Consider the following 14,980-nt stretch of genomic DNA (forward strand, 5'->3'; position numbering starts at 1 on the left):
GACAGCATGGAGGGATGGCATCTCCATCGCTCGCCCGCTCCGCCAACCTCGGCCGTGAAGAAACCGCCGCGCGTGCCGTCGGCATCCACCTCGACACGATCGAGGTCCACCTCGATCTGCGCGACGCCCGACGCCTCGACGACATCACGTTCCCCACGGTCACGACGCTGACATTCGACGCCGACGTCGATGCGACCTGGATCGACTTCATCGGGGCATCCGTCGACGAGGTCACCGTCAACGGCGCCGTGCGCGAGGTGCGCTGGGACGGTGCCCGGATCCAGCTCGATGCCCTGGCCGCGCACAACGTCGTCACCGTCCGCGCGCGCGGCGTGTACAGCCGGTCGGGCGAGGGGCTGCACCGGTTCGTCGACCCGGTCGACGGCGAGGTGTACCTGTATACGCAGTACGAACCCGCGGACAGCCGGCGGGTATACGCCTGCTTCGAGCAGCCCGATCTCAAGGCGAGGTGGCGCTTCCACGTGAGCGTTCCCGACGGCTGGACGGTGCTCTCGGGCGGCGCGGAGATCGCCCGCGAGGCGGTGGATGCCGGCATCCACGTCTCGTTCGCCGAAACCCTGCCGCTGTCCAGCTACATCACGGCCGTCGCCGCCGGGCCCTACCACCGCGTGGACGAGGAGTGGACGCACGAGGGGCAGCAGGTGGCGCTGGGCGTCCTGTGCCGCGCGTCGCTGGCGCCGCACCTCGACCACGAGGAGATCTTCGATGTCACCCGGCGCGGGCTGACGTTCTTCTCCGAGGCGTTCGACTACCCGTATCCGTGGGGCAAATACGACCAGATCTTCGTGCCCGAGTACAACCTGGGGGCCATGGAGAACCCGGGGCTGGTCACCTTCACCGAGGCGTACATCTTCCGCGGGGCCTCCACCGCAGCCCAGCACGAGGGGCGCGCGAACACGATCCTGCACGAGATGGCGCACATGTGGTTCGGCGACCTCGCCACGATGCGCTGGTGGGACGACCTGTGGCTGAAGGAGTCGTTCGCCGACTTCATGGGCGCCCACGCCGCCGTGGCCGCCGGCGGGTTTCCCGACGCGTGGGTCACGTTCGCGAGCCGGCGCAAGGGCTGGGCGTACGAGCAGGACCAGCTGCCGACCACCCACCCGATCGTCGCCGACATCGTCGACCTCGAGGCGGCGAAGCTGAACTTCGACGGCATCACCTACGCCAAAGGCGCGTCGGTGCTCAAGCAGTTGGTGGCGTTCGTGGGGGAGGAGGCGTTCTTCCGCGGCGCGCAGCGCTACTTCGCGGCCCACGCGTTCGGCAGCACGACGCTGCCCGACCTGCTGACCGCCCTGGAGGCCGCCTCCGGGCGCGACCTCGGCGCGTGGACCGCCGCCTGGCTGCAAACCTCCGGAGTCTCGCAGATCGGCGTCGAACGCGGCGACGGACTGGAGATCGTGCAGACCGATCCGCGCCCGCACCGGCTCAGCGTCGGCTTCTATTCCCACGAGGATGACCGCCTGGTCCCTCGCGCGACCGTCGACCTCGATATCGTCGACGAGCGCACCGTCATAGACGCTCCCGTACTCCCTGACGCCGACCTCATCGTCCCCAACGTCGACGACCGCACCTACGCGAAGGTGCGGCTGAACGAGAGGTCGACGGATGCCGTGGCGCGCAGCCTGTCGACGCTCGACGACGCGCTGGTGCGGTCGGTCGTCTGGGCGGCGCTGTGGAACGCAGTGCGCGACGGGGCCCTGCCCACCGCCCGGTATCTGGAGATCGTGGCCCGTCATGCCCCGGCGGAGGCGAACGCGGCGCTGCTCGCCGACGCGGTCTCGCACGCCGGTTACGCGATCGCCCACTACGCTGCGCGGGCCGATCGTGACGGGCTGGCGGCCGTGTGGCTCGAGGCGGCGTGGCAGGCCCTGCACGCGGCCGAGCCGGGCAGCGACGCGCAGCTCGCGTGGGCGCGCGCGGTCGGCGGCGCCGCGGCCGTCTGCGACGATCGGGCCGGCGACCTGCGCGACCTGTTGTCCGGCGCGGCACCGGCACCGGCCGGCCTGAGTCTCGACCCGGAGCTGCGCTGGAGCTGGCTCACCGCGCTGGCGACCACCGGCCACACCACCGTGGCCGACGCAGCCGCCGAGCTGGCCGCCGATCCCTCCTCGAAGGGACGCACCTCGCACCGCACTGTGCTGGCGGCTCGGCCCGATGCGCAGGTGCGCGCCGACGCCTGGCGCTCTGCCTGGGACGACCAGACCCTCACCAACGACGAACTCGACGCGACGATCGCCGGCATCCGAGCCGGGGGTCGACGCGATCTGGTCGCCACGCTCGACGCCGACTACTACGCCCGGATCGGCGACGTATGGTCGCAGCGCAGCATCGAGATCGCCCGCCGGCTGGTACGGGGCCTGTTCCCGGCATCCGACACCCTCGACGATGCGGACGCGTGGCTCGCGGCCAATGCCCACGCTCCGGCGTCCCTGCGACGCATCGTCATCGAGCAGCGCGACGGGCTCGCCCGCGATCTGCGCGTGCGGGCGGTCCAGCCTGGCTCAGTGCGCTGAGCGGCCGCGCTCCCCGCACGCAGGGTCGACAAGTGCGTCTTCAGCCGCGGCGTCTGCGTCGCGGCGAATCGACGGTGCGCGCGGCCTGAGCACGGCACGCGCACCACGCCGCCACCCCAACACCATGGCGAAGGCGGAAGCGGCGACGTTGACGACCCACAGGGGACTGCCGAAGAAGGAATCGATCTCCAGTCGCCCGGTGGCGACAACAAGGTACGTGGCGGTCGTGATCACGCCGACCACCACACCGAGCGCAGCGAATGCGGCGACGTGCACCGCCACTCGCGCCCTGCGGCGCAGCGCCCGCCCGAGCAGCCACGCCGGAAATGCGAAGACCGCCACCGCCGCAGCCGACCAGGGCACGGCGAACATCGCGGCCACCGCTGCGCCCATAGGGAAGAAGATGATCCCGTACACGCTGATGTCCAGCAGCAGGAACCACAACCACGCCGACAGCGCACCGCGCAGGAACTCGGTTTGGGTGAACGCCATCGGCTCCGCGGCCGTGCGCGGCAACGGCTCGCTCACGACCGCACCTCGCCGATGAGGTCGAGCATCTCGCGCAGCGGGCGGCGCACGAGCGGGAGTCGCACCAGCGGCAGAGCGAGCCGCAGCAGCCCGAGACCGCGCTCCAGCAGCCGACTGGTGCGCTCCTGCCCGGGCGACCTGTCGTACGCCCAGTACAGCGCCAGCAGCAGGTGGCCCAGGAACAGCACGGCGGGCAGCCGATCGGCGATGTCGGCAGGCAGGGAGTGCTTCGCCCCCGACACCGCCCGTGCGAACAGCGCCTCGGTGATGTCACGGGCCGGGGCCGACTCCGCCGAGAGCGGGTTCACGTCGGACTTCGGTGACATCGCCGCGGCGACGAACTCGCCCGCGTGGGGGTGATACGGCGTCAGCTCGTCCAACCCGGTGCGATAGATGACGGTGAGCCGGTCGATCAGATCGTCGACCCCGTCAAGCGCCGGCACAGCCGCGGCCCGGTGACGCTCCTGCACGTCGACGTACAGCTCCTGGACGAGGCGGTTCTTGGACGCGAAGTGGTAATTCGTCACTCCGACCGACACGCCGGCCTCGGCCGCGATCTGGCGGACGGTCGTCGCGTCGTATCCCCGTTCGCGAAACGAGCGCAGGGCAATAGCCCGCAGGCGCGCACGCGTCCGGTCGCTCTTGGTGCCGGCATCCGCCGCTTCAGAACTGAACATGTTCAGACCATACCAGAAACTGAACGCGTTCAGTGCGGCTGGGCTACGACCGCCAACACGTAGGGATGCAGAAGGACAACCGCCACGTGGATGCCGGGGTGAGGCGCCGCGAGGAGGAACAAAGCCGCCCCGGCACGGACGGGCGAGCGTCTCGTGCCGGGGCGGCGGTCGATCAGGCGTCGGCGGGTCAGCCGCCGATGCCGCGGATCGGCGGTGTGTGGAAGGTGCTGCCGAAGACCCGTTCGGATGCGCCCTCACGGTCGAGGTACGGTGAGGCGCCGCCGTCGATGAACGGCCAGCCCGCGCCGAGGATCAGGCACAGGTCGATGTCCTCGACCTCGGGAACCACGCCCTCGTCGAGCATGATCCTGATCTCCTGGGCGAGCCCGTCCTGCACGCGACGCAGGATCTGGTCGGCGGATGCCGGAGTGGTGCCGGCGTGGCCCTTGATGACCTTCTCGGCGGCCTTGGTGAAGCCGGTGACCCGACCGCCCTTGTCCTTCTCGACGACCTCCGGAAGCTCCGCGAGAGCGTGGAAGTTCTCGTTCGCGTAGAACCGGTCGGGGAACGCCCCTGCCATGGTGTCCTGCACGTGCGCGGCGACCTTCCAGCCGACGAGGTCGATGAGCTGGAACGGGCCCATCGGCAGGCCGAGCGGTCCGAACGCCTTCTCGACATCGGCGACCGGCGTGCCCTCGTAGACGGCGCGCGCGGCCTCGCCCATGACCTTGGCGAGCAGCCGGTTGACCACGAAGCCGGGCGCGTCGGCTGTGAGGACGGCGTTCTTTCCCAGGCCGCGCGCGACGACGAACGCGGTCGACAGCGCGGACTCGGCGGTCTGCGGGGTCTTCACGATCTCGATCAGCGGCATGACGGCCACCGGGTTGAAGAAGTGGAAGCCGACCAGCCGCTCGGGGTGGGCCAGCTTCGCGCCGATCTCCTCCACGGACAGCGACGAGGTGTTCGTCGCGAGAATCGCATCCTCGGCGATGAACTGCTCGATCTCGCCGAACACCTGCTGCTTGACGCCGACCTCTTCGAAGACGGCCTCGATGACGAAGTCGCAGTCCGCAAACAGGCTCTTGTCGGTCGTGCCGGTCACCAGCGAACGCAGCTTGTTCGCGCTGTCGCCGTCAAGCCGGCCCTTGGCCTGGAGCTTGCCGATCTCGTCGTGGATGTACGCGACGCCCTTGTCGACGCGCGCCTGGTCGAGGTCGGTGATCAGCACGGGCACCTGCAGGCGACGCACGAACAGCAGCGCGAACTGGCTGGCCATGAGGCCGGCACCGATGATGCCGACCTTGGATACCTTCTTCGCGAGCGTCTTGTCGGGCGCGCCGACCGGACGCTTCGCGCGCTTCTGCACGAGATCGAACGCGTACATCGATGCCGCGAACTGATCTCCGGTCACGAGCTCCGCCAGGGCCTCGTCCTCGCGGGCGAATCCTTCGGCCTTCGTGCCGCTCTTGGCCCGCTCGAGCAGGTCGAGAGCCACATACGGGGACTTCGGAACAGTGCCGATCTTCGACTCGAGCATGCCGCGGGCCATCTTGATGGCGATGGGCCACTTGGTCAGCCGCTCGATCTTGCCGGGCTCGTTCTTGCGCTCGACCTTGATCCTGCCGGCCAGTACACCGTCGGCCCAGCGCAGCGAGTCTTCGAGATAGTTCGACGCGGGGAAGATGGCATCCACGATCCCCAGATCGAAAGCCTGCTGGGGCTTGAGGGTCCGGTTCTGCTTGAGCGGGTTCGAGATCACGACCTCGAGGGCGTTCTCGATACCGATGAGGTTCGGCAGCAGGTAGGCGCCGCCCCAGCCGGGGATGATCCCCAGGAACACCTCGGGCAGCGCGATGGCGGCCGCCGACGCGTCGACGGTGCGGTAGCTCGAGTTGAGTCCGATCTCCAGCCCGCCGCCGAGCGCGAGCCCGTTGATGAACGTGAAGGAGGGGACTCCCAGGTCACCCAGCGTGCCGAACACCTTGTGGCCGAGTTGCGCGACCAGCCGTGCCTGGTCCTTCGAGCCGACCTTCGAGATGTCGGACAGATCGGCGCCGGCGGCCAGGATGTACTGCTTGCCGGTGACGGCCACCGCGTCGATCTCGCCGGCGGCGGCACGCGCCTTCAGCGCGTCGAGGATCTCGCCGAGCTCGGCGAGGGTCGCCGGACCGAGCGTGTTGGGCCGGGTGTGGTCGCGCCCGTTGTCGAGGGTGATCAGCGCGATCGTCTTACCGGAGGCGAGCGTCACGTCACGCACGGCAGAGTGCGTGATCACCTCGTCGTCGGTGGCCGCGAGGATCGGGGAGAAGTCGATTTCGTCGTAGTCGGTCATTGCCGCATCACTTCCGCTTCTTGCCGTCGTAGTGGGGGTTCTCCCAGATGACCGAGCCGCCCTGGCCGAGGCCGACGCACATGGCGGTCAGTCCGTACCGGACGTCGGGGCGCTCGGCGAACTGGGCCGCGAGCTGGATCATGAGCCGCACACCGGATGCCGCGAGGGGGTGGCCGAGGGCGATGGCACCGCCCCACTGGTTCACGCGGGGGTCGTCGTCGGCGATGCCGAAGTGGTCCAGCAGCGAGATGACCTGGATCGCGAAGGCCTCGTTGAGCTCGAACAGACCGATGTCGCCGATGGACAGGCCTGCCTTCCGCAGCGCCTTCTCCGTAGACGGAATCGGCCCGATGCCCATGATCTCGGGCTGGACGCCCGCGAAGGCGAACGACACGAGCTTCATCTTGGGTGCAAGGCCCAGTTCCTTGACCGCGCCGCCGCCTGCCAGCAGCGACATGGTCGCGCCGTCGGTGAGCGGCGACGAGGTGCCCGCGGTGACGCGACCGTGCGGACGGAAGGGCGTCTTGAGCGCCGCGAGGTCTTCCATCGTGGTCTGCGGGCGGCGACCCTCGTCTTCGGTGGCCAGGCCCCAGGCGCCGTCGGCGTCCTTGACCGCGACAGGGGTCAGATCGGGCTGGAACTTGCCGTGCTCGTAGGCCGCCTGCGCTTTCTGCTGGCTCAGCATGCCGAACCGGTCCGAACGCTCCTTGGTCAGGTGCGGGAAGCGGTCGAAGATGCGCTCGGCGGTGACGCCCATGTTGAGCGCAGCCGGGTCGACCATCTTCTCGGCGACGAACCGCGGGTTCGGGTCGGCGTTGCCGCCGATGGGGTGGTGGCCCATGTGCTCGACGCCGCCGGCGAGGGCGACGTCGTACATGCCGACGCCGATCGACCCCGCCATCGTGGTCACGCTGGTCATCGCACCGGCGCACATGCGGTCGATGGCGAAGCCCGGCACGGTCTGGGGGAGTCCTGCCAGGATCGCGACCGAGCGACCGAGGGTGAGGCCCTGGTCGCCGGTCTGACTGGTCGCGGCGATGGCCACGTCGTCGATACGATCCGCCGGAACGTCCGGGTTGCGCTCCATGAGTCCGATGGTCGCCTTGACGGCGAGATCATCGGCGCGGGTGTTCCAGTATTGGCCTTTTTCGCCGGCGCGCCCGAACGGCGTGCGCATTCCATCGACGAAGAAGACGTCCGAGAGCTCGGCCACTCTGCCTCCAAATGTTTGGGATCGAGTCCAGCATATGGTGACACTCAGTGTCGCGTAATCGGTTGGATCGATCCTACGAAGCGTCGCTCGCAGCGTCCTCGGCCGCGTGCAGGGAATCCACAAAGGCTAGCGCGATCACCTGTGCGGTGCGCTCAATCTGCCAGGGGCGGGCTCCGAGCGCCGCGAGCATGGTTCCGATGGACTCGGCGTCCACCGACTGCGGCGGCTTCCACGCCGCACGGCGCAGGGTGTCGGGGGTGAGCAGGTTCTCCACGGGCATGTGCAGCTCGTCCGCGACGGCCTCGATGCGCGGCCGCACGGTCTTCAGTCGCGCGTCGGCCTCGGGGTTACGGTCCACCCAGGCGCGCGGGGGTGGCAGCGTATCGCTGGGCACCCGTTCGGCGGGGAGGTCGGTTGCGGCACGGCCGGCCTCGATCGCCGCCCACCAGCGGTCCAGCTGCGAGCGACTCGCGCGCCCGTTGAACTCCTTGACCCGCGCCAGTTCCTGCTTGCTCGCGGGGTCGGCCCGCACCGCGGCGACGAGCGACCGGTCGGGGACGAGCCGGCCGGGCGCGATGTCCTGGTCGCGGGCATACTCTTCACGCGCGGTCCACAGCGCCCGCGCGATGGCCAGCGAACGCCGCCCGCGCACTGTGTGCAGCCCGCTCAGGCGGCGCCACGGCTCCTCGCGCGGCGGCCGGGCCGGACGGGTGCGCACGGCTTCGAACTCCTGCACGGCGATGTCGACCTTGTCCTGCTCGAACAGCTCGGACTCGAGGGCGTCACGTACATCGATCAGGTGCAGCACGTCGAGAGCGGCGTACTCCAGCCACGACTCCGGCAAGGGCCGGGTCGACCAGTCCGCGGCCGAGTGGGCCTTGGCGAGCGTGATGCCGAGAGTGTCTTCGACGACGGCGCCCAGGCCGACCTTGTCGTGGCCGAGCAGACGCGCCGCCAGCTCGGTGTCGAAGATCTCCGGCGGCTGGAGGTTCTCCTCGTGCAGCGAGGGAAGGTCCTGGCTGGCGGCATGCAGCACCCATTCGACGCCACCGATCGCCTTCTGGAGCGATGCCATGTCGCCGATGGCGGGCGGATCGAACAGGAACACCCCGGCGTCACGCCGGTACACCTGGATGAGATAGGCGCGCTGCGTGTAGCGGAAGCCGGAAGCGCGCTCGACGTCGACGGCGGCGGGACCGGTGCCGCCGGCCAGGACCTGCGCGGCGTCGTGGAACTGCGCCCGGTCGGCGATGACGGGATATTCAGGCACGAGACCCCTTACGTGATCCGAAGACGGCGATGCCTTCCGACCCGGGAGGAAGCCCGGCAAGCATGCACACCAATTCTGCCCAGGCCTGGATATGCCCGGCGAGGTCGCCGGCGGGCGACCAGGAGGCGCGCAGCTCGATCTGCGCGCCGTCGCCCTCAGCGGCCAGTGTGCCGAACCCCTTCGAGAGCGTCTTGGTCGCTGTGCCGGAGGCGGAGTGGAACTGCGCGCCGCGGGTCTTCAGCGCATCGACCAGCCACGACCACGCCACGTCGGCCAGGAGAGGATCGGTGCCGATCTCGGGCTCGAGCGGCGCCTGGGCGAAGCAGACGATGCGCCACGGCCCGCCCCACGCGTCCGGCGCGGTCGCATCGTGCAGCAGCACGAACCGGCCGGTGCCGTACTCCGAGTCCACACCCTCGGCCTCGGGGCGGACGTCGCCGGCGAAGGCGATCGAGTCCGGCGCGAGCGATGCCGGCGCGGGAATCTCACGCACGGTGAGATCCTGCCGGAACGACAGCGCGCGCAGAGCGTCGGAGATGGCCGCGAAGGCGGCCGGGGGACCGGGGTCATCCACGTCGACAGACTAGAGTGAGTGCACCATGTTGGGACTCAGGCGCGCCGGGCCGGTGGGGGCCGCCCCCGCGCTGATCTCGGGCCTGCGCGCGGTGCTGATGATCCTGGCATCCGCCCTCGTCGCCGTCCTCGGACTGACCAGTTTCATGGCGGTCAAGATGGCCCGCCGGGTGGTCACTCCGGGCGGGCGGGTCCCCGACACGCGCATCCTCGACGTCGACACCGCCGCGCAGACCATCACGCTCAGCCGCACGCCCGATACGGTGCTGCCGGGCCGGTACGGCCTGTTCACCGTCGGCACCTCGGCGTATCTGAAGCTCGGCTCGGTGTTGTCCGAAGACGCGTCGGGCGTCAAGCGAAAACTGCTCACTCATGTCGCGACCGACGCGCATCTGGCTCCCGAGGCGGCGTTCAGCGGCTGGTACTTCGATTCTCCGGACGACCTGCGACTGCCCTACACGACCGAGCTGGTGGGAGCGTCGGTCGGCCCCTGCCCGGCATGGCTGTTCCCTGCCGACGACGAACAGGCCGGCACGTGGGTCATCCAGATCCACGGCCGTGGCACGACGCGCGCCGAGTGCCTGCGCGCGGTGCCGGTATTCCACGCCGCCGGCATCACCTCCCTGGTCGTCTCGTACCGCAACGACGGCGAGGCCCCGCGCTCACGCTCGGGCACGTACGCACTGGGTGCCACCGAGTGGCACGACGTCGAGCCCGCGCTCGCGTTCGCCCGCCGCCGCGGCGCGCGCCGGATCATCCTCATGGGCTGGTCGATGGGCGGCGCGATCGCGCTGCAGCTCGCACTGCACTCTGGCCACCGTGACCTTCTGGCCGGGGTCGTCCTGGAGTCCCCGGTCGTCGACTGGCGCCGCGTGCTCGATCATCAGGCCCGCCTGCTCGGCCTGCCGTCCCGGCTCGCCGACCTCACCGTGGGCACGCTCCAGAGGGAGTGGTCGGCAGGGCTCAGCGGCGCCGATGCGGCGATTCCCTTCGACCAGCTCGACATCGTGGCCCGTGCGGCCGAGCTGCGGCATCCGATCCTCATCCTGCACAGCGACGACGACGGGTTCGTGCCGTCCTCCGCCTCGCACGACCTCGCCCAGGCGCGGCCCGATCTGGTCGAGCTGCACGTGTTCGACGTCGCGCGCCACACCAAGCTCTGGAACTACGACCAGCAGCGCTGGACGCAGGCCATCACCGCGTGGCTGGAGAGGACCGAGCTGACCGCACCCGCGGTTTAGGGTTGAGTGGTGAGCAGCGCACCCGTCGGCATCGTGCATCTGACCGATCGCGGTCCCCAGGTCTCGGGTGCCGAGATGGTCGCGGCGCTCGTCCCGCCACCCCAGTTCGACGGGGCCACGTTCGACACCTACCGCACCGACGCGCACTTTCCGTCGCAGCAGGAGGCGAAGGATCTGCTGATCGCCTTCAGCGGCGGGGGAGCGCCCGCAGCGCGCGGGGGGCTGTTCCGCCGCGCGAAGAAGGTGCCCGCCCTCAAGCCGGGCGTGTACCTCGACGGCGGGTTCGGTGTCGGCAAGACGCACCTGCTCGCTTCGATCTACCATGCCGTGCCCGCGCGACGGAAGTACTTCGGCTCCTTCATCGAGTACACCGCGCTGGTCGGAGCGATCGGCTATCAGAAGACAGTCGAACTGTTCCGCGGAGCGGACCTGCTGTGCATCGACGAGTTCGAGCTCGACGATCCGGGCGACACGATGGTGATGACGCGTCTGATCGGCGAGCTCGTCCCCACCGGCACGCGGCTGGCGGCCACCTCGAACACCCCGCCCAACGCGCTCGGTGAGGGCCGGTTCGCCGCGCAGGACTTCCTCCGCGAGATCCACGCCATGGCCGCGAGCTTCCAGACCATCCGGATCGACGGCACCGATTACCGGCAGCGCGCGGTGGACGGCCACGCGGTCGTGGTCGCCGACGGGGAGTATGAGAGGGCGGTGGCGGATGCCGCGGCATCCGCGCTCGCCTCCGACGACACGTTCGGGGGGCTGATCGCCCACCTCGCACAGGTCCACCCGTCGCGGTACATCCGCCTCATCGAGCACGTCGCCCTGATCGGCCTGCGCGACGTCGCACCGCTGGACGACCAGTCCGCGGCGCTGCGCTTCGTCGCCTTCGTCGACCGCGCCTACGACGCGCAGATCCCGATCCGCGCGACGGGCGCAGCCCTGGACAGCGTGTTCACCGACGAGATGCTTGCCGGGGGATACCGCAAGAAGTACCTCCGCGCCATCTCGCGCCTGGTGGCCCTCACGCACTCCTGACAGCAGCTCTCCAGCCTGTCTTCGGTGCCCCGAAACGTGATGTTCACGTGACGGACTGTGCTGTAACGAGTGCGAAACACGACCTGCACGCCGCTCGAAACCGCGCGCCGCAAAACTGATCGCACCCGACCGGCACGCCCGACCGCACACTGCGACTCGATGCGGCAGGCACTTTCACTCAGGAGAGGTAGCGATGGAACTCACTCCGTCAAGTATCTGGATCGTCACCAGCGCGGCACTCGTGCTGCTGATGACCCCCGGACTGGCGTTCTTCTACGGCGGTCTGGTCAAGGCCAAGAGCGTCGTGAGCATGATGATGCTCAGCTTCGGATCGATCGCACTGATCGGTGTGCTGTGGATCCTCTACGGCTACATGATGTATACCGGCGCGGGTGGCGACGGCGGCTACTTCGAGGGCGCCGCAGGCCTGATCCCCGGTTTCGTCGGCAACCCGTTCGCCGGCTTCGGTCTGACCGCCGCAGGCATCGACCTCATCGATGTGGCGTTCGGCTCGACCTTCGCCATCATCACCACCGCGCTCATCTCGGGCGCCATCGCCGACCGCGCCAAGTTCGGCTCGTGGCTGATCTTCGCGGGCGTCTGGGCCACGCTCGTCTACTTCCCGGTCGCGGGATGGGTCTGGGGCGGCGGCTGGATCCAGTCGTGGACGATCAACGGCTACTCGGTCATCGACCTCGCCGGCGGCACGGCGGTGCACATCAACGCCGGTGCGGCAGCCCTGGCCCTCGCGATCGTCCTGGGCAAGCGGGTCGGATTCCAGAAGGGCATCCAGAAGCCCCACAACGTGCCGTTCGTCGTTCTGGGCGCATCGATCCTGTGGTTCGGCTGGTTCGGCTTCAACACCGGCCTCTCGGGCGACCAGGGCGCGCTGGGCCTCAGCTTCCTGAACACGATCGGCGCGCCGGCTGCGGCCATGCTCGCGTGGCTGCTCATCGAGAAGATCAAGGACGGCAAGCCGACCTCGGTGGGCGCCGCCTCGGGTGCCGTCGCGGGTCTGGTCGCCATCACCCCGTCGGCGGGCAACCTGACCCCCGGGTGGGCGATCGTGCTCGGCCTGATCGCCGGCGCCGTCTCGGCCCTGGCCATCGAGCTGAAGTGGAAGCTCGGCTATGACGACTCGCTCGACGTGGTCGGCATCCACCTCGTCTCGGGCTTCATCGGCACGATCTTCCTGGGCTTCGTCGCCACCGACACCGGTCTGCTGTTCACCGGCGACTTCTCGCAGCTGATCCTGCAGACCGGCAGCGCGGCCGCCGTGGCGGTGTACTCCTTCGTCATCGCCCTGGTCATCGGTCTGGTGATCGAGAAGACGATCGGATTCCGGATCAAGAACGAGGACGAGCTGGCCGGCATCGACACCGTCGTGCACGGCGAGTCGGGCTACGTCCTGGCCGACTGACCGAAACACTCCCGAGAGGGCGTCGCGTTCGCGCGGCGCCCTCTCGCCATGCCCGGAGACTTCGGCACTGCCGGTCGCCACCATAGGGTGGGGGCGTGAGCACCGGCACCCGGATTCTGAACGCGATCACCGGCCTTCTGCGGCCACGGCGCCGCACCGCGGCATCCACCCCCGCATCCGGCCTCCCCGATGTGTCGCCGGGCGGCATCGGCCCGTTCGCGACTGTGCAGATCGCGCCGCCGCCCAAGGCGCAGCTGCGCATCACCTACGCGCCCGACCAGGACGGCGATCCCGACGCCGGGGAGATCGTCTGGACGTGGGTACCGTACGAAGAGAACGACGGCCGCGGCAAGGACCGTCCCGTCCTCGTGATCGGCCGCCAGGACGCGCAGCACGTCTACGCCGTCCGGCTGACGAGCAAGCCGCACAGCGGCGACCAAGACTATCTGGCGATCGGATCGGGCCCGTGGGACTCGCGGGGGCGACCGTCCTGGGTCGACATCGAGCAGATCTATCTCGTGCACCACGACGGCATGCGCCGCGAGGCGTCGGCGCTCGACCTGGATCAGTTCGTGCGCATCGCGAATGCGCTGCATCGTCGCTATGGGTGGGATGCCGGGAACTGAGGGGATGGTGGGCGATACCAGACTCGAACTGATGACCTCTTCCGTGTGAAGGAAGCGCGCTACCAACTGCGCCAATCGCCCAAAGCCCTGTTGGGGCCGAGACACGATGTTACCGGATGCCAGGGCTTCAGAACGAATCACGCGACCATGACACGCGCGGACGTGGGCCGGTTTTGCAGTCGGGAATTAGTGGGCTAAAGTCATTCAAGCGCCCGGAGTGATCCGGGAAACGCGGATGTAGCGCAGTTGGTAGCGCACAACCTTGCCAAGGTTGGGGTCGCGAGTTCGAGTCTCGTCATCCGCTCGAGTGCAAGGGTTCCTCTCTGGAGGGCCCTTGGCACGTGGGGTCAATCCACACGCGGTGGCGTGGCCGAGCGGCTAGGCACCGGCCTGCAAAGCCGTTTACACGGGTTCGAATCCCGTCGCCACCTCTCCGGCACAACTGAACAGCCCGAACGGGCGCGATTGGCGCAGCGGTAGCGCGCTTCCCTGACACGGAAGAGGTCACTGGTTCGATCCCAGTATCGCGCACAGACTAAAACCCCCGGCTCACCGGGGGTTTTTGTGTTTCCGAGCCGACTGCGCGTGCACCATCGTGCGCGCTCGGGCGTCAGTCACGACGAGCCGGCTCGTCGACGGCTACGATCGGAAGCAGCTCAGACTTCAGGAGGTCCCGATGTTCGTCGTGTACATGATCTTGTTCCTTGCCGGGTTCTACCTGTTCGGCCTCGCGTTCACGGTCACCTCGATGCAGGGACTCGTGTTCGTGCTCGGCCTGCTGCTCGTCTCGGCTGCCCTCGCGCTGTGCCTGCACCTGCCGGCCGCCAAGGAACGCCACCACGGATAGCACGAGACCGCCATGGCCCACCTCGTCCTGACCGTCGTCGGTGACGACCGCGCCGGCCTCGTCAGCGCCCTCGCCGACACGGTGACCGCGCACGGGGGCAACTGGGAGCGCAGCGAGCTGGCAGAGCTCGCCGGCGTCTTCGCCGGCATCGTCCTGGTCTCGGTGCCCGACGAGCACCTGACCGGCCTTGCCGATGCACTCGACGGCATGGCGGGGCTGCTGCGCGTGACGGCCCATCCGGGCGCACAGCCGCAGGCACCGGCATCCACTCAAGACCTCACCGTCACGGTCCTCGGCAACGATCGCCCCGGCATCGTCCGCGATGTCACATCGGCGATCGCGGCGAACTCCCTCAGCATCGACAGCTTCCGCAGCCGGACGCTCGAGGCGCCGATGGCGGGCGGGACACTGTTCGAGGCGACTGCGGAGGTGCGTATTCACTCCGATGCGGATGCCGGTGTGCTCACCGCCGCACTGGAGCGCCTTGCCGGTGAGATCCAGGTCGATCTGACGATCGGGTGATGTCCTCCACCCGCACGCCGGCTCCGGCGCACCGATAGACTCGAGCCATGGAACCGGGCCGGCACACCGCAGTCGCGACAGTCGTCGCGGTCACCGGCACGCGAACGCTTCAGGCCTGAGCGGGCGGGGCGCTGTGTGCGCTCGAAGCTGAACCCT

13 protein-coding genes and 4 tRNA genes are annotated in these 14,980 nt (G+C 69.1%); 10 read left to right on the forward strand and 7 right to left on the reverse strand.

The features are described from left to right. Positions 1-14: 14 nt before the first annotated feature. Positions 15-2,537: an aminopeptidase N gene (pepN, locus tag BKA10_RS04730; RefSeq protein ID WP_183498830.1), complete on the forward strand. Its 2,523-nt coding sequence runs from the start codon at positions 15-17 to the stop codon at positions 2,535-2,537. Here the strand turns inward: pepN and BKA10_RS04735 are convergent. The 6 genes from BKA10_RS04735 to BKA10_RS04760 form a co-directional block, all read right to left on the reverse strand. Further along, complete coding sequence (locus BKA10_RS04735) at positions 2,526-3,065, reverse strand: hypothetical protein (RefSeq protein WP_183498831.1); 540 nt, start codon at positions 3,063-3,065, stop codon at positions 2,526-2,528. The genes pepN and BKA10_RS04735 overlap by 12 nt on opposite strands. Further along, on the reverse strand, positions 3,062-3,742 hold the full coding sequence (locus BKA10_RS04740) for a TetR/AcrR family transcriptional regulator (RefSeq protein WP_183498832.1): 681 nt from the start codon (positions 3,740-3,742) through the stop codon (positions 3,062-3,064). Before BKA10_RS04740 ends, BKA10_RS04735 begins: the two co-directional genes overlap by 4 nt. A 187-nt stretch (positions 3,743-3,929) precedes the next feature. Continuing rightward, positions 3,930-6,074, reverse strand: a complete 2,145-nt coding sequence (locus BKA10_RS04745; RefSeq protein WP_183498833.1) for a 3-hydroxyacyl-CoA dehydrogenase NAD-binding domain-containing protein — start codon at positions 6,072-6,074, stop codon at positions 3,930-3,932. Positions 6,075-6,081: 7 nt separating this feature from the next. Further along, positions 6,082-7,287 (reverse strand): thiolase family protein, encoded by a 1,206-nt coding sequence (locus BKA10_RS04750; protein ID WP_183498834.1) that lies wholly within the window; start codon positions 7,285-7,287, stop codon positions 6,082-6,084. 73 nt (positions 7,288-7,360) lie between these two features. Further along, positions 7,361-8,557 carry an HRDC domain-containing protein gene (locus tag BKA10_RS04755; RefSeq protein ID WP_183498835.1) on the reverse strand — a complete coding sequence of 399 codons (1,197 nt, stop codon included), beginning with the start codon at positions 8,555-8,557 and terminating at the stop codon, positions 7,361-7,363. Continuing rightward, positions 8,550-9,131 carry a DUF3000 domain-containing protein gene (locus BKA10_RS04760; RefSeq protein WP_183498836.1) on the reverse strand — a complete coding sequence of 194 codons (582 nt, stop codon included), beginning with the start codon at positions 9,129-9,131 and terminating at the stop codon, positions 8,550-8,552. Before BKA10_RS04760 ends, BKA10_RS04755 begins: the two co-directional genes overlap by 8 nt. A 25-nt stretch (positions 9,132-9,156) precedes the next feature. Between BKA10_RS04760 and BKA10_RS04765 the strand changes: the two genes are divergently transcribed. The 4 genes from BKA10_RS04765 to BKA10_RS04780 all read left to right on the forward strand — a co-directional run bounded on the left by BKA10_RS04765 (position 9,157) and on the right by BKA10_RS04780 (position 13,455). Continuing rightward, a complete protein-coding gene (locus BKA10_RS04765) occupies positions 9,157-10,371 on the forward strand; it encodes an alpha/beta hydrolase family protein (protein ID WP_183498837.1) in 1,215 nt (404 codons plus the stop codon). A gap of 9 nt (positions 10,372-10,380) precedes the next feature. Further along, positions 10,381-11,409, forward strand: coding sequence for a cell division protein ZapE (zapE, locus tag BKA10_RS04770; protein WP_183498838.1), 1,029 nt, complete (start codon positions 10,381-10,383; stop codon positions 11,407-11,409). 193 nt (positions 11,410-11,602) lie between these two features. Then, the gene (locus tag BKA10_RS04775; RefSeq protein ID WP_183498839.1) at positions 11,603-12,829 is read left to right on the forward strand and encodes an ammonium transporter; all 1,227 of its coding nucleotides are present in this window, start codon (positions 11,603-11,605) and stop codon (positions 12,827-12,829) included. Positions 12,830-12,924: 95 nt separating this feature from the next. Next, positions 12,925-13,455, forward strand: coding sequence for a type II toxin-antitoxin system PemK/MazF family toxin (locus BKA10_RS04780; protein ID WP_183498840.1), 531 nt, complete (start codon positions 12,925-12,927; stop codon positions 13,453-13,455). A gap of 5 nt (positions 13,456-13,460) precedes the next feature. Here BKA10_RS04780 and BKA10_RS04785 read toward each other — a convergent pair. Then, positions 13,461-13,536: transfer RNA gene (locus BKA10_RS04785), tRNA-Val, on the reverse strand. 150 nt (positions 13,537-13,686) lie between these two features. Here BKA10_RS04785 and BKA10_RS04790 point away from each other — a divergent pair. The 5 genes from BKA10_RS04790 to BKA10_RS04810 all read left to right on the forward strand — a co-directional run bounded on the left by BKA10_RS04790 (position 13,687) and on the right by BKA10_RS04810 (position 14,824). Further along, positions 13,687-13,759: transfer RNA gene (locus BKA10_RS04790), tRNA-Gly, on the forward strand. 56 nt (positions 13,760-13,815) lie between these two features. Then, positions 13,816-13,886, forward strand: a tRNA-Cys gene (locus tag BKA10_RS04795). A 28-nt stretch (positions 13,887-13,914) separates the two neighbouring features. After that, a tRNA-Val gene (locus BKA10_RS04800) sits at positions 13,915-13,986 on the forward strand. Between the two features lie 145 nt (positions 13,987-14,131). Next, positions 14,132-14,302, forward strand: a complete 171-nt coding sequence (locus BKA10_RS04805) for a hypothetical protein (RefSeq protein WP_183498841.1) — start codon at positions 14,132-14,134, stop codon at positions 14,300-14,302. 12 nt (positions 14,303-14,314) lie between these two features. Then, on the forward strand, positions 14,315-14,824 hold the full coding sequence (locus BKA10_RS04810; protein WP_183498842.1) for a glycine cleavage system transcriptional repressor: 510 nt from the start codon (positions 14,315-14,317) through the stop codon (positions 14,822-14,824). Positions 14,825-14,980: the final 156 nt, after the last annotated feature.

This window comes from Microbacterium invictum (assembly GCF_014197265.1).
Lineage (GTDB): Bacteria > Actinomycetota > Actinomycetes > Actinomycetales > Microbacteriaceae > Microbacterium > Microbacterium invictum.